The sequence below is a fragment of the Clostridium sp. AF15-41 genome (assembly GCF_003604095.1).
Taxonomy (GTDB): domain Bacteria; phylum Bacillota; class Clostridia; order Lachnospirales; family Lachnospiraceae; genus Coprococcus.
In genome coordinates, this window is record NZ_QTMQ01000001.1 from 249,888 (window position 1) to 275,564 (window position 25,677).

Annotated in this window: 21 protein-coding genes; 1 reads left to right on the forward strand and 20 read right to left on the reverse strand. The window is 39.5% G+C overall.

Features of this window, described 5'->3' with window-relative positions:
* Window positions 1-171: 171 nt before the first annotated feature.
* From DWW43_RS01150 to DWW43_RS01165, 4 genes are read right to left on the reverse strand one after another with little or no spacing between them, the layout of a single operon-like run.
* The gene (locus DWW43_RS01150; RefSeq protein WP_119962496.1) at window positions 172-462 is read right to left on the reverse strand and encodes a hypothetical protein; all 291 of its coding nucleotides are present in this window, start codon (window positions 460-462) and stop codon (window positions 172-174) included.
* A gap of 45 nt (window positions 463-507) precedes the next feature.
* Window positions 508-1,395 carry a phosphatidylserine decarboxylase gene (locus DWW43_RS01155; protein WP_117785586.1) on the reverse strand — a complete coding sequence of 296 codons (888 nt, stop codon included), beginning with the start codon at window positions 1,393-1,395 and terminating at the stop codon, window positions 508-510.
* Between the two features lie 21 nt (window positions 1,396-1,416).
* Complete coding sequence (locus tag DWW43_RS01160; RefSeq protein WP_119962497.1) at window positions 1,417-2,037, reverse strand: CDP-alcohol phosphatidyltransferase family protein; 621 nt, start codon at window positions 2,035-2,037, stop codon at window positions 1,417-1,419.
* Entirely contained in the window at window positions 2,031-3,074 is a 1,044-nt protein-coding gene (locus tag DWW43_RS01165) for a lysylphosphatidylglycerol synthase transmembrane domain-containing protein (protein WP_119962498.1), read from the reverse strand. The genes DWW43_RS01160 and DWW43_RS01165 overlap by 7 nt, the downstream gene beginning before the upstream one ends.
* 341 nt (window positions 3,075-3,415) lie before the next feature.
* On the opposite strand from DWW43_RS01165, the gene DWW43_RS01170 reads away from it, so the two are divergent.
* Window positions 3,416-4,771, forward strand: a complete 1,356-nt coding sequence (locus DWW43_RS01170; RefSeq protein ID WP_119962499.1) for an MATE family efflux transporter — start codon at window positions 3,416-3,418, stop codon at window positions 4,769-4,771.
* Between the two features lie 2 nt (window positions 4,772-4,773).
* On the opposite strand, the gene DWW43_RS01175 is transcribed toward DWW43_RS01170, so the two are convergent.
* From DWW43_RS01175 to DWW43_RS12225, 16 genes are all read right to left on the reverse strand, one after another.
* Window positions 4,774-7,497: an AAA domain-containing protein gene (locus DWW43_RS01175; RefSeq protein ID WP_008399841.1), complete on the reverse strand. Its 2,724-nt coding sequence runs from the start codon at window positions 7,495-7,497 to the stop codon at window positions 4,774-4,776.
* A gap of 354 nt (window positions 7,498-7,851) precedes the next feature.
* Window positions 7,852-8,469 (reverse strand): HNH endonuclease signature motif containing protein, encoded by a 618-nt coding sequence (locus DWW43_RS01180; RefSeq protein WP_008399842.1) that lies wholly within the window; start codon window positions 8,467-8,469, stop codon window positions 7,852-7,854.
* Window positions 8,470-8,632: 163 nt separating this feature from the next.
* Window positions 8,633-8,992, reverse strand: coding sequence for a hypothetical protein (locus DWW43_RS01185; protein WP_008399844.1), 360 nt, complete (start codon window positions 8,990-8,992; stop codon window positions 8,633-8,635).
* 158 nt (window positions 8,993-9,150) lie between these two features.
* Complete coding sequence (locus tag DWW43_RS01190) at window positions 9,151-10,860, reverse strand: hypothetical protein (protein ID WP_008399845.1); 1,710 nt, start codon at window positions 10,858-10,860, stop codon at window positions 9,151-9,153.
* A 23-nt stretch (window positions 10,861-10,883) separates the two neighbouring features.
* Complete coding sequence (locus DWW43_RS01195; RefSeq protein WP_044944522.1) at window positions 10,884-11,267, reverse strand: C-GCAxxG-C-C family protein; 384 nt, start codon at window positions 11,265-11,267, stop codon at window positions 10,884-10,886.
* A gap of 480 nt (window positions 11,268-11,747) precedes the next feature.
* Window positions 11,748-12,302, reverse strand: coding sequence for a TIR domain-containing protein (locus DWW43_RS01200; protein ID WP_008399848.1), 555 nt, complete (start codon window positions 12,300-12,302; stop codon window positions 11,748-11,750).
* 56 nt (window positions 12,303-12,358) lie between these two features.
* Window positions 12,359-12,988, reverse strand: coding sequence for a hypothetical protein (locus tag DWW43_RS01205; protein WP_207665980.1), 630 nt, complete (start codon window positions 12,986-12,988; stop codon window positions 12,359-12,361).
* 450 nt (window positions 12,989-13,438) lie between these two features.
* On the reverse strand, window positions 13,439-14,332 hold the full coding sequence (locus tag DWW43_RS01215) for a macro domain-containing protein (protein ID WP_008399852.1): 894 nt from the start codon (window positions 14,330-14,332) through the stop codon (window positions 13,439-13,441).
* 26 nt (window positions 14,333-14,358) lie between these two features.
* A complete protein-coding gene (locus DWW43_RS01220) occupies window positions 14,359-14,988 on the reverse strand; it encodes a hypothetical protein (RefSeq protein WP_119962500.1) in 630 nt (209 codons plus the stop codon).
* On the reverse strand, window positions 14,978-16,195 hold the full coding sequence (locus tag DWW43_RS01225) for an ATP-binding protein (RefSeq protein ID WP_243104364.1): 1,218 nt from the start codon (window positions 16,193-16,195) through the stop codon (window positions 14,978-14,980). Before DWW43_RS01225 ends, DWW43_RS01220 begins: the two co-directional genes overlap by 11 nt.
* 556 nt (window positions 16,196-16,751) lie before the next feature.
* Complete coding sequence (locus DWW43_RS01230; RefSeq protein WP_119962502.1) at window positions 16,752-17,660, reverse strand: HAMP domain-containing sensor histidine kinase; 909 nt, start codon at window positions 17,658-17,660, stop codon at window positions 16,752-16,754.
* Between the two features lie 3 nt (window positions 17,661-17,663).
* Window positions 17,664-18,509, reverse strand: a complete 846-nt coding sequence (locus DWW43_RS01235; RefSeq protein ID WP_008399857.1) for an ABC transporter permease — start codon at window positions 18,507-18,509, stop codon at window positions 17,664-17,666.
* Entirely contained in the window at window positions 18,502-19,455 is a 954-nt protein-coding gene (locus DWW43_RS01240) for an ABC transporter ATP-binding protein (protein ID WP_119962503.1), read from the reverse strand. The genes DWW43_RS01235 and DWW43_RS01240 overlap by 8 nt, the downstream gene beginning before the upstream one ends.
* 51 nt (window positions 19,456-19,506) lie before the next feature.
* Complete coding sequence (locus DWW43_RS01245) at window positions 19,507-20,226, reverse strand: response regulator transcription factor (RefSeq protein WP_008399859.1); 720 nt, start codon at window positions 20,224-20,226, stop codon at window positions 19,507-19,509.
* A 452-nt stretch (window positions 20,227-20,678) separates the two neighbouring features.
* Window positions 20,679-20,843, reverse strand: coding sequence for a CopG family transcriptional regulator (locus DWW43_RS01250; protein WP_119962504.1), 165 nt, complete (start codon window positions 20,841-20,843; stop codon window positions 20,679-20,681).
* A gap of 153 nt (window positions 20,844-20,996) precedes the next feature.
* Window positions 20,997-25,625, reverse strand: a complete 4,629-nt coding sequence (locus DWW43_RS12225) for a leucine-rich repeat protein (RefSeq protein WP_243104365.1) — start codon at window positions 25,623-25,625, stop codon at window positions 20,997-20,999.
* Window positions 25,626-25,677 lie beyond the last annotated feature (52 nt).

The window sequence follows — 25,677 nt, forward strand, 5'->3', positions numbered from 1 at the left end:
GATTTCTGTTCGGTGCACATGCCTGATTCGTAAATGCTCCTGTGCAAACTCGCCCTTTGGGCTCAAACATGCACCCGCATTTACTGGCAATGTGCATTCTCACAACGAAATCTCGTTCATGTTATATCAATAGGGGTATTATTATAAATATAAAATATCTGAATCTCGGCATTACTCCTCGTCATTAGGAATGCCATTCGCCAGATACTCATTCCACCTGGCGTTGTTACGCTCCAGTTCTTTTTTCTGTATGATGCGGTTGCGGTCTGTGAGGATCGCGAGCATCTCATCTACGACCTCCTCCATAGGAAGGGTCTGATAATGTGACAAATAGCCGATCATACGACCGGCTGTAAAATCTGTATTCAGATTCTGTGTTATAACCTCGCAGAATTCCACCGGATAGCCCCGGTCGAGCATCACCTGATATAGGTTTTTACTTGCTTCTGATCTTGGTTTCATTTATGATCACCTGACTATTCTTTCGATATATATCTGCATATCCAATTATGCATCCAAACGGTTCGCTGATCGTCCGATCTGCTCTCCCATTTTCACCAGTGTTTCCATTCCTGATCCGGTATGTTCCAATAAATCCCGATCCGGTATCACGACATTCTTCTGTGTCAACAGAATGATCGTTGAACCGCCGAATTCAAATCGTCCTTTTTCAACACCCTTATGAACAAATCCCAAGCCTTGCTGATTATTACTGATCTTACCAACCATCAATGCCCCGACTTCCATCTGAAGAAGCGTTCCAAACTGCTCCGTCTTTATCAGACAATACTCCCTGGAATTCATCTTGTAGATTGGACAGACATCATTTGCAACCGGGTTCACCGTATGCAGAATTCCTGCTATCTTACGCTGTTCGGATTTTCTTCCATCTGCCGCATAACAATACCTGTGATAATCATCTACCGTCAACCGGATCACATAGATATGTCCGTCCAGATATCGCTTAGCCAGCTTCTTGTCCTGCAACAACTGTTCCAATGTATACTCGGTGTGTTTAATAAGAAAATGTCCATTTTCATGGATCTTATACACACTGACCTTTCCATCGCTTGGGCTGACCAGCGCATTTGCATCCGGATTAACCGGTCGTTCTTCTGCTCTGATCTTTCGAGTGAAAAAATCATTATATGAATCAAATATCTGTTTCTCATATAAGGACAGATCAATGCCATTCTTCTTTACAAACCCCGGAACTGCCAGTCCTGAAATCCGGGTATCCAAAAATGCCCCGCCTATGCGGGACACTACCGGTGACAGAAAGGGACGGATCAGACACCTCGTCACTGCATGTCCATAGATAAATGCAAGCAGGCGATCCTGACCGGTCTCGCCCTGTCTTTTATGTCCTTTTCGATCTATATATATGATACTCATTTTCTTTTCTCCAATCTTCTCCTACCATATATGGAGCATTCGAAGCACCGCCAACGTTACAATGCCAACGATGATCGCCAGTGTGCGGTTCTTTGGTTTACGGAATTTGAAATTTGTAATAAACAGCAAACCGACCAACAGTACCAACGCATGAAGGCTGAGCATGAATTCCCGCTTGCCAAGCATCGGCTTAAATACTGCCAGAAGCGGCAAAAGCACAGCCATAGATGTGATCGGAAGTCCCTGATAATATTTACGTTTTTCCTCTGTCTCATCCTGTCTGACTTCCTCAGAAACATTGAACCATGCCAGACGGATGAGGCCTGCCAGCACATAGAATAACAGGATCGCAACACCAGTCAATCCACGCATTCCCATGCGGTAGCAAAGGATTGCCGGTGAAACTCCAAAGCAGACAATATCCGCCAGAGAATCGATCTGGATTCCAAATCGTTTTTCAACCTCTGTACGATCTTTCTTGGTCCGTGCAACCTTGCCATCAAACATATCGCACAAACCGGAAATTGCCAGACATACAAGCGCCATCCGGCAGTCGCCATTTAATGAAAATAACATACCACCGATGGACACCATCAGACTGATATATGTAAGAATTACTGTATAATCATAAACACCTAACATTTCTCTACCACACTTTTCTTTTTTCTTCCAATAGTAAAATTTGCAACAATCGTAAATATCGCACTGAGGATCAGTTCCGTATAATACCCCAGGCCGCGGGACAATACCATACCCGGAAGGAGAAGCATACTTCCAAATACCGGAAGGAAGATATCAAGGAATATCTTCTCGCTAATTCCCATTCCGCCCGGAAGCGGCAGCATATCAACTGCAACCGCGATCGAGCCCTGAAGAAGTATCACGGTAAACGCCGATGTTCCTTTTAATCCAAATGCAAGATATACGAACCAGGTTGCTGCAAACAACGCAAACCGCTGCACCATCGTAATAAGGAATACAACGATCAGCACCTTTTTATTTTCCTGCAAATAAACAGCAGCTCCCCGATACTGATCCATCGACTGAACCAGCTTCTTTGCTCTTGACTTTCTATGTTTTAATATATGGATTCTTTCTAACAAAATATGCCCTTTGATCATAATTGACTTCGCAAAATTCGGATGAAATGCAAATACAACCATAATCGCTACACACACCACATTTAATCCCATTCCGAGATAAAACCAGAAGATTGCATCCGATAAATACCGATGTATAAATCCCTGCCCGAAGATCACCAATGCAACACCAAGCAGTACCAGTACCATCTTGTAGATAATGGTTATGATCAACAATACCATCGTTGAGATCGGAATCGGTATATCTTCTTTCTTCATATAGTAAACCTGTGCCGGCTGACCGCCCGATGCAGACGGAGTAATGCAGCTAAAGAAAAAACCAACGGATGAAAATAAAAAGCAGGTCCATTTCTTTACCTTTATACCAAGTGAATGCATCAGATAATGTATAATGATAGATTCTCCCCATATGAAGATTATTACACAGATAACGCCGGGAATCAACCAAAATGGGTTCACAGTTTTAATTATTTCGATAATCCGCCCCATATCCTTGCCATGAAACACACCATAAAGGGTTGCTGCAAAGATCAGAAGCAAAAATATTATATTAAATATCCATTTTTTCTTACTCTCCATACGACCTCATTTCCAATTTCACTGCCTTATGCATGAAGCATTTTTACTGTTTCTTTACCATGTCTTTACCAATATCTGTTTCAGTATATCACAACGTTTGAAAAAAATGTTAATCTGACATTAATATCACATTAATAATATTTAATGTTGTATTGCAGAGTGTTTTTAATTCCTTATTCACCTCCCATCACTTATATGACAACGCTCCCGGAAAAACGTTACAGAAAAATTTATATTTTTTATAATATCCGTCTTGACGACATTTGTCGATGGTGTTTAAATAGATTCTGCTTCTAATGTGTGAAATAAACATTTCAAAATACTACTTTGGGATTATAGATATGAAAACGATAAAGTCAAAAGAAATGGATATGTTAAACGGGGGATTAGTTGGCAAGCTGATCCTTTTTTCACTGCCACTTGCATGCAGCAGCATTTTACAGCAATTATTCAACTCCGCAGATGTCGCTGTTGTCGGCAGATTTGCCGGAGATAATGCGCTCGCTGCAGTCGGAAGCTGTGTGGCTCTGGTCGGCATCTTTGTCAACCTGATCGTCGGTCTGGCTGTGGGACCAAATGCCGTCCTCGCTAATCTGATCGGTCAGAAACAGCGTGACAAGATCAACGATATGGTACATACGATCCTGACATTTGGCACAATCCTCGGACTTGGGCTTATGATCCTCGGCTTTGCCTCTGCCCGGATCATTCTGGAATTATCCGGTACACCGTCCGGTGTTCTTGCCGAAGCACTGTTATATATCCGCATCTATTTCTTAAGCATTCCGTTTATGACTGTTTATAATTTTGGAGCTGCCATTCTGCGAAGCTTCGGTGATACCAGACGACCAATGTTCTATCTTATCATCTCCGGTATCGTAAATGTCATCCTGAATCTGATCCTCGTCATCTGCTTTCATCTGGGTGTTGCCGGTGTTGCCATTTCCACTGTAATCTCTAATGTTATCAGTGCTGTTATGGTCATGGTATATCTTTATCGCAGAGATGATGAGTTTGCATTCCGGTTCAACCGGATGAAGATTGTACGCCCATATCTGCGCAAGATCCTTCAGATCGGTATTCCATCCGGTATCCAGGGAACCATTTTCTCGATCTCGAATGTTTTTATCCAGAGTGGTATTAATTCATTTGGCAAATTTGCGATCGCAGGTTCTTCTCTTGCGCTTAATTTTGAATATTTTACCTATGACATTGCAAATGCATTTGCACAGGCAACGGTCACCTTCACCAGCCAGAACTATGGCGCAGGAAACATCAAACGCTGCAAGAAAGTGTTCTGGTTAAACATGCTGTTTGGCATTGTCTTCACAGAGATTCTCGCAGTTATCTTTATCGTATGGAGTGACTTTTTCGTCGGAATCTACACAAAAAGTACAGCAGTCGCTGCCTATGCTTTGATCCGTATGTATCATGTCTGCTCACTGGAAGGTCTGACCACTACTTACGAGGTTGAAAGTGCCGCTCTCCGTGGTATGGGCAAATCGGTAGAACCTGCAATCTTCACCATCTTAGGAACGGTTGTTTTCCGTCTGATCTGGCTTGGCACGGTCTTCCGCCTGCTGCCAACATTTGACTGGCTGTTGAATGTATATGTGGCTTCATGGATATTTACCGGATGTGCACTGTTTATCGTATATGTAAGACATATGAAGAAGGTGGAGGGGAAGATAAAGTAATCCTATCCCATCACTTCTTCCAACTTTTCAATAATCTGTTGCTTTTCTCCACTTCCATTTGTACAAAACCGCAATAATGGAATTTTATACAACTCAAATATATGATTTTTCTTTGAATCTCTGAAAGCCTGTTTGGATTCTGCCTGATGATATTCATATCCATCGACTTCGATAGCAAGTATCGGCTTTTTACCAAGTCTGCTATATATAAGGAAATCTACATGCGTACCAGACTGGGCAACATATCGCCTTTCTTCATCACTTAACAACTCTGAACTTCTTATTAGTTTATTCAAAGGGAAGTGGCAAACGACATCCAAACTTGCATATTTATTTTCAGCAAGAATATCCTCAATTAAACTATACATTAAGTTTTCAGAATCGTACTTTGACACTTTTGGATGATTCTTCAAATATAACTTTCTTGCTTCTGTATATTGCTTGTACAAATAATCAAATATAGAATAAATTTTGCTATCTGTAACTTCAAAATTATTGTATTGAATATAAGCAACCAAATCTGTTATGTTACGCTCCCGTGTTTGTTCATTTCCTGTTACCACTAATATCAGTCTCTTTTTTGCTCGCGATACAGCAACATTAAGCAAATATGGATCATCAACAAAATCTGAAATCTCATCATCAACGGTAGAAATTATTATATTCTCCTTTTCCCGTCCTTGAAATTTATGTACCGTTGCAATATCTGTATCTAAAATTTCATTACACAATGCTTCCATTTGGTTTCTGTATGGCGTTATAATGCCTGTTTTCTGTAAATCAAGATTACGCTGCGGAATAATTTCATTTTTTATAACATCAATCTGTCTCTGACTATAATGATCTCTCGCATGATTTCCTACAACTGTTTTAACAACTGACAACACATCTTCCTCACCATGATCCTCTGTCATAATTAACAATTCACCATGATAAAATTTTTGATTACAGAAATTAATTATCTTCGGATGACACCTGTAGTGCTCACGCAACATCGTTTGTGTAACATTTGGTATAATTTCTAAAACAGATTGCAAAAAACTCTTGGTATACCGATATCCCTCATCAATTTTAAAATTATTAAATATAGCATCTGCTCTGTTTTTTATATCATTTGGGACAACATTAGGCAACTGCTTCGTATCTCCAACAATTACAACATTCCGTGCACACGAAAGGGCTAATACTCCTGTTGCGATATCAACCTGTGAAGCTTCATCCATAATAAGATAATCATATATTATTTTCGAATTCAGACTGTTTCTGGCTGAAAATGTTGTACTCAATACGACAGGATATTCCGCTAATACCTCCTCCGAATTTTTCCATAAATCATCTTCCGTAAATATTCTACGTTCCGTGTTATTTCCATATCTTTTTGCTATCTGATTTTTTAAAACCAACATAGATTCACTACATAGATTATTTAATAAATTCTGATCCGTATTTTTTAAATAGGTTTCTATTTCTAATATTTCACTTGTTAATTCTTCTTTTCTTGCATAATAATACATAACCTGAAATATTGTAATTACATTTGTGATATCCTGTTTATAAAATTTCCAATCTCCTATCCCATACATAAATAATGACTTCAATTTAATCCATAAACTGATTTTCTGTTTTTCCTCTACAGCCATCTGCCACTCCTGCCATAATTCGATCCATTTTTTCGATGATATCTTTTTCCGGAACTTTATTTTTGCTATATAGATATTCTTTTCCTGTACATATTGATTAAAATATTCCTGTTCTATAAGCATCTGTGAAAGTTCTTGTCTTAATGCAGCCAATCTTTCCTGTTTATCAAATACAGTCCTTAATTTAACAGAATCTTCGTGTATTTTTCTCTGTAACGCAAGAATATCCGTATGTACTCTCCATGATGAAAAGTCAGGATAGTCAATGCTTTGTTGTTCTATAAAACGTTTTTTATTTTCGGAATTACCTAATCGTGCTGCAATAAATCCCATATTATACTCTGGAAAACTCAATTTCTCATATACATTTTCAGTAGCTGAATTATTTCCAGAAACAATCTGAACTGTTTTTCCATCCATTAAAATATTTGCAATTATGTTCAAAATTGTCTGAGTCTTGCCAGTACCAGGAGGTCCCTGAATGACACTGATCTGATTCTCCATCGCCTTTTTCACTGCTGTATACTGACTGTTATTACACCCAAACGGAAAGATTGGAGTATAATTTCCCTTTTTTATTTTATAATTAGCCGGATTCAAGTAATGGGATAATGCTACATATGGGCTTATGAAGGATATTTTCTCATATTTCTTTACCAGTAATTTATCACCTGTTCTATTATTTCTGAGATCACTCAATTCTGCAATCTGCTTCATATACTCAAATTTATTTGCTTCATTACCCTGACTTAAAATGGATTTATCTATGCTAAGATCTCTCCGAAAATAATCGCCTTGTATTTCTTTTTTGAAACAAATATGCCAATATTCCTCTTCTCTACCATTAAAAACATAGATTTCTTCTATATTAAAGAATTCCTTACCATTCCTGCTAATGCGGTATTCAACAGGATTTAAAACCTTGGGATTTGTTAATTTTTCCACTTCATCATACCTATATATAGAAAACCTTCCATCGTTATACCAAACATTCCAGGAATACATTTCTCTATTGTATTCACATAATGCTACCTTGCATGTTTTTATTACACCCTGTATAACTATCATTTCTTTTCTTGTATCCATTTGTGCCTCACTACTTTTATTCGACAATATATAATATAAATTGTCCTTTATTCGCAAAGTATAAGATTATTTATTTCTTTAGGTAATTCTTGCCAGATTTGGCTATTAGACTAACCCACCCCTTATTACTTCTTTTGCATTATAACACATTTCGTATAGTCATACTACCATTTTTAAACTGACAGCATATGCAAATCGCCAGACACCTGCATTCCTGCAGATATCTGGCGACTATTTTTCAAGCATCACTTACACGGACTTTTCCAGCTATGCATTGTTTGTCGCATATGTAAAATATATAAAATAGGTGAAAAGGGAAAAATCCCACTCTTTAGAGGAACTATGCTGCTTTCTCTAAAATGCTTCCAGCCACCATGAGGATTTATTTTGCTGTAGTTCTTTATCTATTTCTTTAATGTTAATCCCCTGCTTTTCTGCTAATGACTTAATTATCATTCTAAGATTTCCTGCATATGTTGCTGTATTCCAGTAATTTTGTCCAAAATGCACACTTGATCTGTCTGCAAGGGACTTGATTTCTTTACTTATATATTCCTGCATTTTTCTTTCATCCAGCTCATTTTCTGAATGATCCAGAATATATCTTAATGCGCTCCGAAATTTATACCCATATATAAATTTATATTCGCGCATTCCCTCACATCCCCAAAATGTATCATAAAACGAAACCCCATAGGCTCTTATCCAGTCCCACATAATCTCCGGATCTGCAACATTCGGACCATCTGCATGGCATCTCTTGCACAAAAGCACCAAATTCTCCGGTTCATCTTTTCCACCTAATGAATCCGGTATAATGTGGCATCGATCCAATGAACGCTCACACCCGCATCTCCAACATCTTTCACCCGCTTCAGCCCAGTCTACACTTAATCCGCATTCGTCCTGATGCTTTGCCCAATATGAAATAATTGCTTCTTTTGTAGTTTTGATTGGTTCTCTTTTGCTCATAAATTAATCTCCTTTGATCTTCACAATGATGATTCAATAGTAACAAGTGTAATGTCCAAATAAGCGGTCATCTACAAAACATTTCCATTCACTATATAAATACTGCAAATCGCCAGACCCCTGCATTTCCGCAGGCATCTGGCGACTGCCTTTCTGGTATCACCTACATCAACACATCTATGACGTAGTGTCCCATCTGATCCACCACCACAGACACCGTCTCGAACCCGGTCTCGAAATCGAGATAGTATCGGTTATCCCTGTGGGTAAACACGACCTCACAATTCATCTGAGAAAGCACAGACATGACTTCCCCAAGATCCTGTTCCGATCTTCGGATCACCTGCTTCTCCAGATTTTCCTGCTGGTTCTTCGACATCTCCAGATAATGAAGATACAACGATGTCTCCAATGTTCGGGAATTACAGATGCTTTTGTGAAAATAACTGCTGACGATCATGTAGAGCACATATGTGGTCTGTTCCTGAATGTTGTTTCTTTTTTCTGTAAATTTGTATGCCATATCAGCACCTCCATTGAAAATAATATAAAAAAGGTATATATCCGGACAGACTTTTAGCCTCGTCCTAATATATACCTTGTCTTTTCAATTATTTTCGATGTTTTTCCATTATATATAAATGCAGATAAATATGCAAGTACTTTTATCTATTTGCACTATTACTCTAAATGAGTGGACCATGTATGCCAGTCATATGGATCGTATTTATTGATATCTATATAATAATCTCCCTTCATTAATTCTTCGATGGTATTATATTCATTTAACCCAAACTCAGCTGATGCGGAAGTTAATGTGCTGTTAACAGGTCTCTGCCATCCTGTAGGATCAAACTTAAATTCTGAACTGCCAAATCCATAGCCCTGAACCTCGCACCTTACATATTTGCCCGGCTCCATAAAAATCAATGTTATCATATGTCCAGCCGAATCATGTGCGATTTTACTTGCAGGAGAATAGTATCGGCTGTAGTCGTTATAAAGTCCATCCTTCCCATCATACGAACAAGACAGTATTATGTATGGATAACCAAGCTCCATCATAGCATTTGCCACCGTTGCCGCACCCCAGCATGAGTACTCCGTATAGGTGTGATTTTGTATCCAATATTTAAGTGCCGTATATGTTTCATAATCTGTCATGTTTGGTGCACATTTAGCAACATCTTTTAACATATCTTTTAGAAGCACTTCGCTTTCATAAATATACACAGGTTCTATGAACGGATTATATCCTCTATATTTTCTGTAGTCATATTCCTTGGCTTTTGAATATCCATTTGATACCAGTGTTACAACCTTTGCATCACCAAAATATACACCTACCGATTGCTTTTTATCCAACAGACAGCTTGCATTTACAAGTATGTATCCAACATAGCCCTGCTTATAAAGGGCCTGCTGCATTTTATCTTCAACCGGCATTTCATTATAATATGTCACCGATATATTTGTTGCTACCTGAACATCTTTTCTGTTCGGAATGTATTGCGAATGTGAAAAACTGCTAAATCCACATTTTTCATTATATTCTGTATGAATTATAAAATTATCCTTCAGCCTCTGCTTAATAAAGATCGGAAAATAGCACTGTGCAAAATTCTTTGAAGTTCTGTCCTTTACATCGCCATCATAACTCGAATAACCGGTATATTTAAAGAATGGAAATGCGTCCTGCTTGTATGCAAGCTCTATCCCATTTACTGTCTTAGTAGTCATATGATAATCTGGTACCGGTACCTTTTTCGTTACTTTAGACCATTTGGAATAATATTTTTTCCCGCCTATTTTCTTATAGGAACGTATGTGGAATGTATATGTCGTCCCATATTCATAAATCTCAACATTGTAGTTGCTATAATAAGCTTCTATTTTCTTCTTTGTTAATTTATTTCCATTTTTCCCATTATTTTTTACTTCTATGTCATATCCATCGATATTCATAGCCGAATTGTCATCCCAGCTAAAGCATAAAGCATCCCCATAATACTCACCGCTCTTAATTGTGCCACTCAGACCTTTTACCGCAGGAACCGCTATGCTATATTCTATGGTTTTGCTTCCTTTTAATTTTTTACCTTTATATTTGCCTTTTAAGGTAACTTTAATTTTGTACTTACCCGGTTTGACGGGCTTTTTAGGATATGTAACCTTATAGTTCTTCGGTTTTAATTTCTTCCCCTTATACTTCACTGTAACTTTCGGTTTAATTTTCTTTCCTGTATAAGCATAAGTTTTTTTACTCGTAGCTACCGTCCATTTCGAAGTTGTACCTTTTGCATAAGTCTCTATATCGGCTCCCTGAAATGCAAATATACCGAATACTAATAAAATAACTACGGCTAGTAAAAGTCCTCGTTTTCCTCTCATATAATGTTTCTCCTCCCAGGGTATTACCTATATTCTTCTATCAGTTCAATGGCTTCTTTGATCATACCGTCACAATGCGGTTTCTTCTGACCGCCCGCCTGTGCATTTGCTCTTAACAGATCAAAGCAATTTATCATACCATTATGATTCTCTTTCATCTTTCTCTGGAACTCTCCTACGATATGAGGATCTGAGATTCCCAATGCGCCAAGTACCATCAGTGCTCCTGTCACAGCTCCACATGTACTGCCTGACTTCATTCCTCCACCAAAATTTGTACCAAGTGCCTTCATCTGGCTCTCCGACAAACCAAGCTCCTCTGCATAGGTCATCATTATCGTTTCCGCACAGTTCGGGCACATCGCATTACTTCTTAACTGCATTGCTTTTTCTATGTGTTTATCCATAAAAAACCTCCTGTTTATCATTTGTATATCTGGATATAAAAATACCCATTTGCCATTGTTTTTAATGAGCAGCATACTTTTCGGTAAAAATCATCTGCTGAATTAAAAAATATAATTGTAAAATTATTATACAAGATACAAATACCATCGCAAATACCTTTTCATCATTTTTTCACATGCCTCAAAGAAAAGCTATCTAAAAAAACAAAACGATGTGAAATAGAGTAGTTGCTATTAGTCGCAAATTAGTAGCAGAGCAAAAGAAAAAGTCTCGGAATTTGCTTATTTAGCGGGTTCCAAGACTTGTGGTTCTTATTCAAACTCTTTTTCGGGTTTACTTTTTCATGTTACTTTATTGTTATTGTGTTTCAAAACCGCATTATTTTGATACGGTTTTGTATCTTATTAATGTGGTTACAAAGCTGCTGTATCCAAATTATACCCAGAATAGCATATAAGCCGAAGCTCGTTTTCACGTTGCTAAACAATACCCCAGCTTTTATACGCTTCCTCTGAGTAAAACCCCAAAGCGCCTCCCTTAGGATACTTTGAATTAACAACAGAAAACTGATTAATCGCGTCAAATATCGGTTCTTTTTTAAACGGTATATGTATACAATGTGCCCTTTCATTTTTTATTCGTTCCGCCAAAGATTTTGTCCACATGCTATTCAATTCAGAAGGTGCGCCAATCTTAGAATACCCTGGATATGCTATTATGATTGGCAACTCATAATAATCAACGGCCTTTTCAATTTCCCAATTAAGAATTCCTCTGTCATAATTTGTCTTATCCGATATAATCAGAAGAAAATTCTTACTCGCTGATAATCTAGTTTCTAATCTGTTAAAAAGCGTTGCTTTTGATGAGCTATCACGTACCTGATAAGTTTTTTCATGTGAATTAGTAAACCTAAAATCTATACTTCCAGATTTATTCCATGCCTTCAGCAAGTTAAAATAATGAATATCGCTTTCTGTAGGATCTGTCGATCCCTGCCCGTCAAAGGCAACATATGTACCTGTTCTGTTCACGTGTGGTTCCTCCCTATAACATTTTCAGGTTCATCAAACCTAATTTTTCTTCTTTATCACTTATTCGTCATTCTCAGGAACAAAAACTGATTGCTATCTTTTAAAGCATCTTCCAATTTCTCCTTGGTGGCGGAACTGTGATTATTTGCTCCATCCCACATCCAATTAACATATAAAAAGCCAGAGCGAAGCCAAAAATAGTAAAACAAAGCTTGAGTTAACCCCTTGTCGTAATATGCGTATGGCAAAAAGGTTTGCTTTCTCGCGGTACGAATGATCTCATTGTCCGAAAGCCCAATAAAATTGGTTTCTATAACTTCTTCTTGATAATCTGCAATAGCCTTTAACAAGTATCTAAAGTATATTTTAAATGAATTGGAAGAAGACTGTTCTTTTTCCATTTTTTTACTCATTTGTTGCTGTATTTGATTTGTTATTCTCTGCACGAACAATAAATCTTGGACTTCGTTTGCATTACGATCAAAGATTCCTTGATATTCTTCCATTTGAGACATTCTTTCCTCATTATTAATAATGTCTTCAAAGCCCCGTATGAGTCTTGCAGAATCATAATACATATTCTTAACTGATAAGTAATCCCTAAAGCGTACTATTCCATCATCACTTTCTATTGAATCTCCGCTTTCCATAAAAAGATTATATCTTGTCAAAGAACTTAATCCCATACTGTATCCCTCTCATCTTTATCATGTGATTACATGGCAATTAGCTATGCCGCTATTACTATCAACTATATCTGACTTCTTGTCGTAATCTGGATAAATTACAATTACCGGTAAACCTTTTGTACCTATTCCGTAATTCATTTTCTCCCTCAATGCACGACTATTGGCAGTAATGGAACTTAAAAATAAAATAATGTTCTTAGAATTGTCAAGTCTTGTATGAAGTCTAGGCTTAAGAGTCTTTTCCCAATCACTACCATCTCGCACATTATATGTCTTATCATGTGCATCATTAAAGGGAAAACTATTATCCCCTCCACAATCTTAGCATATTGTAGTAAACAAAATCATGTGTTGAATTTGCCCCTAAATTACTTTCACTAAATGGTTCCGAAACATAAAACGCACTATAATTTGCATTTCGATATGACATATTAAATTCCTCCTTTACTATATGTCTAATGTTACTTTATCTTTATCTCCTTTATATATAACAACATCAACTTCTCCATGTATTTTATCTCCATACAATTGAAATAACGATGTTATTACTCTCAGTGAATCATTATGTGACAATCCTGCTCTCGAAAGGTTTGTTCCCATCAATGGAATTACCAATCTATGCCCTTGACCATGTTGATCGTAAAAATTAAGAAGTGATTTTATGCACATTTCTAAATCATCGACAGAAGTATGAGCGATATTATCTTTATCGTATTCCGAAATTGCAAGTAACAAAAAGGTACTATTGTTATTTCCCCTAATCATCGCCACTGTACCTAACTCATATACTTCTCTTTTCCCACGTTCCTTATCTTCGTCAGCAATAATACTTTTGGGCACTAAATTTTGCATTTCCAAGCAATTATGTATCTTGTTGTCTATTTCTTCTATAGTAAATCCCTTATTAACCATTGTTTTTATCCATCTTCCATGTAGCGAATTAGGTGATACCAATGGCTTTGAACATGTTGATATATCTTCATCTACAATAGTGTCAAAACATGAATTAACCGGAATTACAAATAACTTTTCTTCCTTGTTCCTTTTGTCAAACCCATCTTTCATAATATCAGAATAACATACTTTTATTTTCCCAGATGGACTTTCCCAAATTGTCTTTGTTCTCTTAAAAATACACGTCCATAGAATTGCAAGTATGAGCGCAAGCACACATAATAATATTATTATCACACATTTATATCGTGTTGACGTAATGCGTATATCATCCCAAGTCCAAAACAAAAAGAAAAGCGATAATATACTTGCAAATGTACCAATACACTTAATCCACGTTTTACCTATGAACTCCAAATTTTGTTTTATCACATTTACTTTGTTCATAATATAACTTTCGTACTCTCCTTATACTACTCTATTTGTTCATTAATCTTCTCAATCCACCCACTATCATCACTCTCAAACAGCTTTATGAACTTTCCAAAATTACTGCTACCAGTAACAGAATCATCCGAATCCAAATCTTTCACTCGGCGACTCATATCTTTGTAATTCTCCGCAGTAACATGTTCCATAACCTCATGAACCTGGTCTGCTCTTCCTTTGTAATTCTCCACCCCGGTATATTCCTTTATCAAGGGAGCATTTACCGGTTTTGCAGGAGATTTCAAATTTTCGTCGGTCCAATGCTTGGATATTATCTGCATCGTACATGGATTACCAAACATAATCACTTCGTCTGCAGCATTATCCACACCATGAAACTCATTAATCTTGCGTTTAATGTCCTCATACTGCTCGTGAGGTTTCTTTTCCGTATCACAAAACACAAGCACAAGTTCGTCTGCTCCATTTTGATATCGGTCTTGATACCTCGCCGGGATATTTCCATTTCCACCGGCATTAACTAATGAAATGTCATATTGCTCGTTCCACACTTTCAAATCTTTCAAACGCTTAAGATACTCATATTCCTCATTGCCTTCGCAGATAATGCAGATTTTGTGATTATCCAAAAACTTAGGGAGCTTATTTGGCATCGGCATCATCCCCCTTTACACCACCTTTAATACTAAGCAAGGAATTGATTAGTTCTGGATCAGGCAATGCTCCAAGAGCACCTTTCCGATATTTTTCCATAACATCTGTCGTATCTCGTACGCCCCGCTGTGCTGTAAAATCTGCAAGTGAATATACATACACACCTTCTTCATCCTTATGAACAAACCAAATCTGCTCCTTTCGGAACATTCTCTTGCAATCCATAAGATTTATATCATGTACTGTAAATATCATCTGTGCACTTGTATTTAATTCATTATTAAACATCGCAACAATCGCCCTGGTAAGCTTAAAATGAATACTGCTATCCAACTCATCCACGACTAAAATCCTGCCTTGTTCAAGTGCTTCAATTACATAGCTGGCAATAGCTGCAATCTTCTTTGTTCCTGTGGAGTCAAACATCATACTTGGCACATGGACTCCCTTATAAGTAGAAACCAATCTGATTTGATCCATAATGTTCTCTGGAATATCAAGCACTTTCTCATCTGGCTTTTCGTCACCTTCACCAGTTTTCAGCTGTATCTTATCCATATCAACATATTCAAAATTATCCATATATAAGTCAGCATTTTTTATGAACTCAACAACCTTTTGCTGTAACTGATTCTTATTCTTCATAAGTTCAATCGTGTGCTGCATAGGTATGTTATTCATATTGATGATATCAATTTTTTCTGCAAATCCGACAAGAATCTGCTTCATCTCATTGATATGTTCGAATTTACTTGTATCTACCACATAGCATAGCAAATTATTCTTCGATACAACTGAAATCATATTCTGAACAGATTCATCAATACACTCATATATTTCACTAACAGTATCTTTTTTTAACCAACAAACTTCCTTTTCGTTGTTGTACTGATCTTTAAATATCTCCGAAAATGACTCATATATATATTCTTCTTTTTCTGCGTCATACTTAAAATCATAAGAAAATTTTCTTCCAGATGCCATAAATGTAACCCCTAATTCGCATACATCACTATCAGTAAATATATTCGGCATCAGTCCATTTTTCTTATTTAAAAGCACATTTCTTATTGCCCTAATACACTTAATTAAACATGTTTTCCCTGCATTGTTTGGTCCATATATTCCTACCGTTTTAAGGACATTAAAATTGTTCTCTTTATGAACATTGGCTCCAAATTTCTTATTTCGCATATCTGCTTTCATTGAAAATGTAATATCATCCTCAAATGCATAACAGTTTTTTGCTCTTACCTCTATAATCATGGCTCATTCCTCCAAGTCACTTTTTCTATTTACTTATCATTATTATATCATTGATTATTTTTTATGCAACTTTTTTTCACTAAATATTATTTTAAGAATTACCAAAATCTCATCCATTAAAAAAGGACAGCCTCTTGGCTGCCCTCTTGTCATCATTTACTAACAGAACAATACTCGGAGATGAACGCTGATCTTTTTAATGCATTGGTGAAATTTCTACTTAAATATCTGCTTCCACATTTGTTGTATATAACAAGTCTAGTTCTTTCATCATCCTTCGTTCCAATATTTCTCTACCAAAGGACATCAACAATGCTAATATCCCAATGAAAATCGAAATGATCTCATAAGCCGTCATCGGCGCTAAACAATCGTCCCCCCCAGACGCTTAATGCCCTGTCATGGGTACTTTCCTTAGATAGTATCCTAAAATAAGAGCTAATGCTTCTGCAAGGATAAATAAAAATTATTGATTATCCCTCTACGTCGCAAAATACTATTTAGCATCGGTTACAATCGGAAAGTTCATTTCAACAATAAACTCTTTTTTTTCTATTTTTGCTTCAATCTCTCCATCCATCCGACTAACCAACTCCTTTGCAATAGATAGTCCCAATCCAGTAGATGTTTTACTTCTGGCAACATCTGCTTTATAAAATCGCTCAAATACCTGATCTATATTAATCTGTTCTGGATGTGTAACCTGATTGCTGATTCTAAGCACCGCCTGATTTTGATCACGTTCCAACACAATGCTAATCTTCTTTTCTCCATGATCCAGCCCATTTTTTATCACATTCTGGATAACACGGCGGAGTCCCTGCCTGTTTCCATGTATATACAACTGTTCTTCCGTAATCTGAATATCCGGCTGAATTTCCATTCTTACCCATTCATCATAGTATGAAAAAACTGTTTCTTTCAAAATCCGGTTCATACAGCACAATGTCAATTTCAAACTGTAAGATTCGTTTTTTAACTTTGTAAACATAAAAAGTTCTTCCAACATTTCATTCAGACTATGAATTCTTTCGTGGATAATGCTTAAATAACGTTTCTGATCCTCTATATTTTCACATTCTTCCATTAGCTGAAAATATCCGTCCAAAGATGTCAGTGGTGTGCGGATATCATGAGAAAGATTTGTATAAGTGTCCGCAATCAGAGCTTCTTTCTCCTGATAATGCTGCTTCTCTTTTCTTCGCAATTCCAAAAGCTCATTCAACTTGTCAGAAAGCTTTCCTATTCCACCCACATCAAATTCATGGTTAATCAACATGTTACTGTCATGTTTCATCATAAACGCCAATTGGCGGCAGATGTCTTTCACCTGCCGCTGGTATTTCCACATAATAATAAATTGTAAGATAATAATTCCTGCTAATATCCCAATTACGATATACATCCGTTAAATATCCCTCTTTTGAAAAACAACGCTGCTTACTGATATCATCATAACGATGAACACTATTGCCACACCAAATGCCGCCAAACACTCATTTCCACTCGGATCCATAGGAAGCAGTGATAATTTTCCTGTTATCGTATACTTATAAATCTGGAAATTCTGAATTCCTATTTTTTGAATAGCACTATTGATCACCCCATACACAATGGTCATTACATTCATGCTAAGACAGACAGCAATGACCATGCTGATTACATTATTTTTCAAAATAATTGCAATCGCCATACAAATCAGCACAAGTGCATAATGAAGAGCCAGTTCAGTCACAAAATAAGATAAAATTGCCTTTGTATTTCCCCATTCCAATTCCCCGAAAACAATACCATTCGCCGCTGCCTGAAATAAGAATGCACCTGCCATTGTCAGTACCGTAAAGACAGCCAAGGCAATTGCCCTGGAAAAAATCAGAGTTCCTCTATTTCTAACCTGACCTCCTATATTCTTAATATATCCGCTACTGATATCCGCTGTTGAAAACAGAACAGTAAAAATTACCAAAAGCAGTGCATACAATTTTCCTTGGGAATTGGCAAAAAAGATATCATATACCGTCACCTTTTCTCCCGGCTCCGTAGGCAGCGTTACCATCATTCCCACATTAATATTATCCACAGTAGGTTCAGTAACCTGCTCCTGTTTCATGGCATCCTTTTCAGTCAAAAGCTCATAATCTGTCTTGCATAAAGATGTTGTAATCAATAATATTGCTGCCAGTACGATCCAGATTACATACATACTTTTGGTTTTAAGCATCCGGTATAAATCCATTTTTATTATATTAAGCATGATCCGCACCTCCCGTCAGATTCAGAAAATAAGTTTCCAGTTCTTCACTGGTTATGGAAATCCCTTTTACCGGAATTCCTGACTTTGCAAGTTCCATATTCAACGCTGCACTTTCATTCAATCGTTCAAAAATATGAATATGCTCTTTATCTGTTACCTGATAGTTGGTAAATCCCATAGAATCCATCACCGGAATCGCCTGTTCCGGATGATCCAATGTCAACTCTATCCGTTCACTGCATCTTCTTATTAATTCTTCTCTTGTAATTTCCTGTAATAAACTTCCATTATGAATAATTCCATAATCAGTAGCAATCTTCGATAATTCCTCAAGAATATGACTGGAAATGCATATTGTCATATTCTTCTCTTTCTGAAGTCTCTGAATCGTATCCCGGATCTCTGCAATACCCTGTGGATCCAATCCATTGATTGGCTCATCAAGAACTAATAAATCTGGTTCTCCAACCAAAGCAAGACCAATTCCCAAACGCTGTTTCATTCCAAGTGAAAAATGTTTTGTTTTTTTCTTTCCCACATCCTCCAGACCGATAATTCTCAATATTTCTTCAATATAACTTTTTTTCTTTATTCCAAACAGCTTGCATTTGATATTCAGATTTTCATATGCAGTCATATCTCCATAAAGTCCCGGTGCCTCAATCAGACATCCTATCCGTGATCGAACTTTTTGCAAATCCTTTCCCTTGTATCCGAACATCTCGATTTCTCCACAAGTTGGCTTGGAAAGTCCACTGATCATCTTCAGACAAGTTGTCTTCCCAGCTCCATTCCGACCGATAAAACCATAAATAGCACCTTTTTTAATATGCATATTGACACTGTCCACAGCTTTATGGTGTCCATATTGCTTAGTCAAGTTTCTTGTTTCCAATAACATTTCGCTCAAGTTTTTCATCTCCTTTTTCTTATCTGCATTTATCATAAAGGAATAATCCTAATCAAACGCAAATAAATAGTAAAAAAAGAGTAAAGATTATAGATGAAGACGATAACCGATTCCCCAGACTGTTTCAATATATTCCTCAGATGTAACTGTTTTTATCTTTTTACGAATATTGCTTATATGTACATCCAGAGTTTTTGTTTCACCCATATATGGTTCGTCCCACGCATATTCAAAAATGTCCTCTTTACTGAAAACCTGCTTCGGATTTCTGAGCAGTAATTCTAAAATCGCAAACTCCTGTCTTGTTATCTTAGGAAGTATTTTTCCACCAATGCTGACCTGAAAAGTAGCTTTGTTCAATACCATCTCTCTGAACGAAAGGTTAGATTCTTTTATTTCCTTTTCTTCTGTATGACGAAGCTGTACCTGAATTCTTGCCAGTACCTCTCTGATTTCAAAAGGTTTCGTTATATAATCATCAGCCCCACTAGTTAAAACCTTTACCTTTTCATCCAAGCTATCTTTCGCAGTCAAAACAATAACCGGAAGATTTCCCTTTTTCCGTATTTCCTCCAGAACTGCTTCTCCTGTAATTCCCGGCAACATCAAATCCAGCAACACCAGTGCATAGCTATGCTCCTGCATATTCAAAAGCAGCTTTGCCTCAGTTCCGGAAAACGCCTGCTCACAGGAATAGCCTGCTTTGGATAATGCTTCCTGAAGCAGATTATTGATATTTGTATCATCTTCTACAATCAGTATTTTCTGCATGATAGTTCTCTCCTCTATTTTACACTGTGAAAACATTATTTTCTTGCATTATACGCTTTTTCCTTTTTTCCCGCAATTACTCCCCACAGATCCCCTGAATTCTCCAGTAAATAACATACTTTTTGTTCCAGCTGAACTTATAATTTTCAGTATTGCTGTGCTTCCAAGATGCATATATCACTTTTTCCTTACCATTATGCCTTTATTTCTCCATCAGTGCTTTCGCAACCCTTATCCCGCCCACAAATAGAGCCAAACTAGAGCCATTTGATAAAACAAATGCCGGAAGCCCGCATAAATACAGGCTTTCGGCATTTTAGTCCGTTATTCAAACTCCGCATTTTCTAACGTCTTGTATGCGGACCATATCTTGTTATAATGTTTTTTTTGCATCAATTTTAACCCCATTTATGTATATTAATGTGATTAACCGCTCAAGTGGTAGCCAATTGGTAGCCACCCAAGCTTTCTTTTGTTGTTATCTGCATCTATTTGTTAAGCACTTCGTACAATCCATTCTTTAGTACATCTGAAATTTTCAAAGAATGTTTTTTGGCATACATTGTAAGTCTTTGATGTTCTTCTTCTGTAAGCCTTACAGCAACAATTTTATCTTTGTTATTGTCTGATTTTGGTCTTCCCATCTTTAACATATGCATACCTCGTAAACAAACTGCTATTTTTTCATTTTATCTCCCTTTTAATAAACTTATTAGAGGCTACCTTTTCGCAGAATACAAGACATACATGACATGTCCATCTCTTAAAAAGCCAGCCTCTTTAATTACTCTTTAATTACTTTTTAATTATTTAATTTTAAGTTTCTTCTTAAACAACTTAATGGCTTTCTTATTTCCTTTAAGTTTCGTCTTCTTAGACTTAATGTTTTTCTTTGCTTTCTTGCTAAATGCATCCTTCTTTACAGTCTTAAGTTTTTTACCTTTGAATGTAATCTTCTTAATCTTGTTATCTCCTATAAATGCCTTAGAACTTATTGTCTTAACTGCTTTTCCAATTACTACTGTTTCAAGTTTTGAGCACTCCTTAAATGCATTTTTTCCGATAACAGTTACCTTGTTACCTATTGTAAGCTTCTTAAGGGCCTTGCAGCCGGCAAACGCGTTGTTACCAATTGTTGTAATATTCTTAAAGCTAATCTTGTTTAACTTCTTACAGTTGCTGAATGCATTCTTTCCAATGACTTTTACATTTGAGCCAAATGTTACCTTCTTAAGTTTCTTCATAGACTTAAATGCCTTGTCTCCAACGGCTGTTACATTTAATCTATATCCCTTACAATCTGCTCTGTCCGGAATTGTAACCTTTGTTATTTTATTCTTCTTAGCAGCTACTACACCAATAACCTTTGATTGTCCTAATGTTGCAGTATCAATTGATGTAATCTGGTATATGAAATTTCCTGCCGTATATGTCATTCCAACGTATACGCTATGGCTAGGAGGCGCATCCTTATAGGTGGCCTCAATCTTCACATCATTGCCGGGCATGGTGAAGGTGGTGGTGGCCTTGGTGGCGTCTGTCAGGGTGACATTGCCCTCCAGCACGACCCACTTGTCAAAGACCTTGCCGGTCTCCGGTGCGTCCGCCGTAACGGTGACCTCAACGCCCTCCATGGCGCGGGTGATGGATGTGCCTGCGGCAACGGTTGCCGTGCCGCCGGTGACGGTAACGGCGTAATCCCGCAGGGCGGGGATCTCGGTGTTCTCGCTGCGCTTAGCATGGCAGCCGGTGCATTCCTCGTGCTGCTTGACGGGCTGATTCAGCGCCGCTTCCTGATCCACTACCCATACCCAGGTATGCTCGGCGGTTTCGGTGTAGTTTGTGGCTTCGCCGGAATTCTTGCACTTGGAGCAGGTACGGCTGTGTGTGCTTTCATCAACCTTCGTCCATGCGGAGAAGTCGTGGGCCTCCACCTTGAAATCGTCACCTGCTGTGCAGGTCTTGATATGCGTACCTGGGTCCATGTATACCCAAGGCTGCGCATCAGTATCGTGGGTATGGGCGATAGGCTTATAAGTAGCGGCCACCATCACATCATGGTTTGGCATGGTGAAGGTGTTGTCGGATGCGACAGTAACATTACCCGCCCATTTGTCGAACTCCTGCCCTGATGGGGCGGTGTTCGCAGTCAGAGTAACCTTTGTGCCAGGGGCAACATTTGTACTGTGATCAGCACTGCCGTCGGTCACGGTGACGGAATAGGTCTTTGCGGGAGCATAACCGCAGTACTTGCACACGCCATTTTCCATCATATGGGTTTCCGTGATGCTGTCATCGCAAGCGGTGCAATACTTGGTGTGGCTGGTTTCATTAAGCTGGGCATAGGCGTAGGTATGCGTATGAGCCGCAGAAACATGGAAAGTGATATAGACCGTGCTTGTCGCGTGGTTTCCATATCCTTCCCCAATCGTGTTCGTAACTCTTAGCACAACATAGTAGGTATCAACCCCACTCGGAATCATGAACGATGCATGAGCGTCCGTACCCAAAGAGGTGAAATCACCCGAAGTTGCCTCCCACGGGTTTTTTGTGGTTCCCTCCCACTCATAGCTGATGGTGCCAAGCACAGGCGTCTTTTGAATGTTGTTGTAGCTGTCATAGTAAATGTCACGACCATTCATGTTAAAGCCCGTCGGGATCGTAGAGAATGTTGCAACGCCGTAGAAAGTATCGCCGGCGGTCACATCGTACTCAGCTTTCAGACCCAGCCAGCCGTTAGGCGTTACATCTTTATCCGACCACAGTTTGGCAGGATCGGGTGCATCGCCATTGACGGCTGCCAGAGGGATTGCCGGAGTGAGGAACGAATCAGCGACCTCTGTCACTGTAACCGTCATCTCATTAGTATATTTGGTTGCGCCATATTTGTCCGTAACCTTGCAGCGATAGGTCTTTTCGCCAACATTGGTCGTTGGGGCGGCATAATCATAAGCTGTTTCACTGGAAATCGCGTTCCAAGCGCCGCCATTCTTGACCTGCCACTGATAGTTCACACCATGACCCACCGCCTTGACAAACAGGCGTGCGGTCGCGTTCTGCTTTACGGTCAGATCGCCAGACTGATTTGCAATGGACAGCCCGGGGGCGTTGACCGTTACGGTGAAGTGGTCGCTGGTGATGGTCACATTGCCGCGTGTGGCTTTGAACCAGCACTCATAGCTGCCTGTATCAGTAAATCTGAGAGAAGCAGAGAAACTGTCCGTCGCGGAGGCCGCAACCGTTGCGGATGCCTTGACCGTTTCCGTGCCGTCCTTTTTCGCAATCAGCTTATAGGTGATGGGCTTGCTGCTGTCGCCGCCCATTGCCTTGGCATTGAACGTCAGCGCGCTATCCCCGATGGTATAGGTCCGGTTAGTTTTATCAACGCTATCCCACTTGAGAGCAGAAACAGCCGTTCCCTTCACAACAAGGGTCAGAGAGGAACCGTCCTCTGCAACAGTAGAGCTGCCAATAATAGAATAATTCTCGTTGGGGTCATCGCAGAAGAACAGTGCGCTTGCAGAAGCCGCGAACTTATAGTTCTCTGCGGACTTCAGTACGATTTTGCCACAGTATTCCGTTCCTGCAACGAAAGCGCTTGCCGGTTCAGTGCAGCTATTGTCCGTATACCAGTTGATGCTGTCCACGGTATAGCCGCTGCCGACAGCCGTAGCGCTGGGAGCGGAAGTTCCGGGTTTCAGCGCCGCGCTCAGCCGAACGGGGGCACTGGAGATCTCCGTTACCACCGGTGCTTCGTTCACCACCAGCTTGACGATATGCTGGTTGACGAAAATGCCGACGGAGCTGCCGTCCTTTTGCAGATTCAGCTGCAAATCATAGGAATAGACCTTGGGGTCTGCGCCCGCAGGAATGGTGACCGTATGCGAGGTTTTATCGGCAGCGATGGTATCTGTCTGCTGCACCGCGGAAGAACCGGAGATATAGCGGTCGCACTCTGCGCGATAGCTGTAGCCTGCGTCTTTCAGCTCCTTCGCCAGAGGATTCCACTCGAACTTGAGGGTATGCGCCGTGCTGTTGTCCATCCGCTCAACGGTGCCCTTCCAGTCCTTGAAGTAGTCGATGGGGTTGCCGTCCAGCGTAACGGACTTCATTCCCCATGCGTTCGATAGAATCTTGGTCGGCTGGTTATTCACAGCCTTGATCTCAAATACAAAGCCCTCTGACCATCGCCCAGCTTTGTTGTAATCGTAATAGGGAATGTATTCGCGGTAGCTGCTGGTGTCCTGTGCCGCAAAAGTGCCCTTGCCGGTCTGAACGGCGTTTTTCCCCAGCATTTCATCTGCCAAAAAAGTGACATCGCTATACGACAGGCGCGGTCTCACAGGTGCATGACCATAATCCGAGGATTGCTTATCAACTGACAATGTTTTATGGAACGTGCCGCCGTTCAGCTTTGCCGCTACATGGTAACCCGTTAAATCCTTGTCGTTTTTATCTACAAATTTTGGCCTCAGCCAGAATTTCTTGTTGAACTCACCGCCATTGATGACCACTTCGGATGTGGAAAAGCTGTTCTCAAAGCTGGCAGCCACCCATGCCTGTACATAGTCGAGGAAAGTACCATCGTTGATCACGGTGAGCGGTTTGGTGCCGTCACCCGGGCCATTGAGCATGACCTTCTTTTCAAAGGTGCCGCCGTTGATCTGGATGCGCGGTTCATTTTCCTTCCAGTCGCTGCCGCCAGCGTCCAGACGCACAGGCCCCTGGAAGGTGCCGCCGTTGATGCTCACCTTGCAGGAGTTCGCCGCCATCAGCGTATAGCCGCAGTAGCCGTTGAGCAGGTCCCTATACTCCTCCTCAAAGTACTGGCCGTAAGCATTATTTTCCCCTTCATATGTCTCCGGTGCAACATGGAGCGTGCCGCCGTTGATGGTGATGGTTCCGCCGACGTAGCAGTAGATCACGCGCCTCCATTTGTTCTCGGTCTTGAGGCTGCCGGCGTCCACCTTCAGCGTTCCGCTGTTTAGGGTGAGCTTTCCGTATTGTATATTAAAGAGGTAGCATGAGTCGTTGTAGGTCGAGCCGAGAATGGTTCCCTTCTGGCCGGAGCTGCTGTCCAGCACCGTCAGGTCGCCGCGCTTGATCGTGATCATATCGCTCATGGCGGTTTTTGCGGAGTACATCCGCAGGGTGTGGCCGTTCAGGTCAAGCTGCTTCCTGCCCTTGACCTCCAGCGTCTCAAGGATGCCCATGCCGCTGTTCAGTGTGCCGGTGTCGATATCGCTGCCCAGTTTGATATTGTCCGGCGGATTCTGATTGCTCAGTGCCGCCTTCAGCTGGTCATAGGTGTTGACCGTCGTCCATGATGTGTCCGCCGCATTTGCCGTCACGCCGGTGATGGGCACCATTGTCAGTAGCATCACAAGCACCAGCAGGATGCTGACGATGCGACTTCGTGTGTTTGTTTTTGTCATATTATCACTTCCTCTCTCAATATCATTTTGAAAATTTGTCTATGCATTTTGT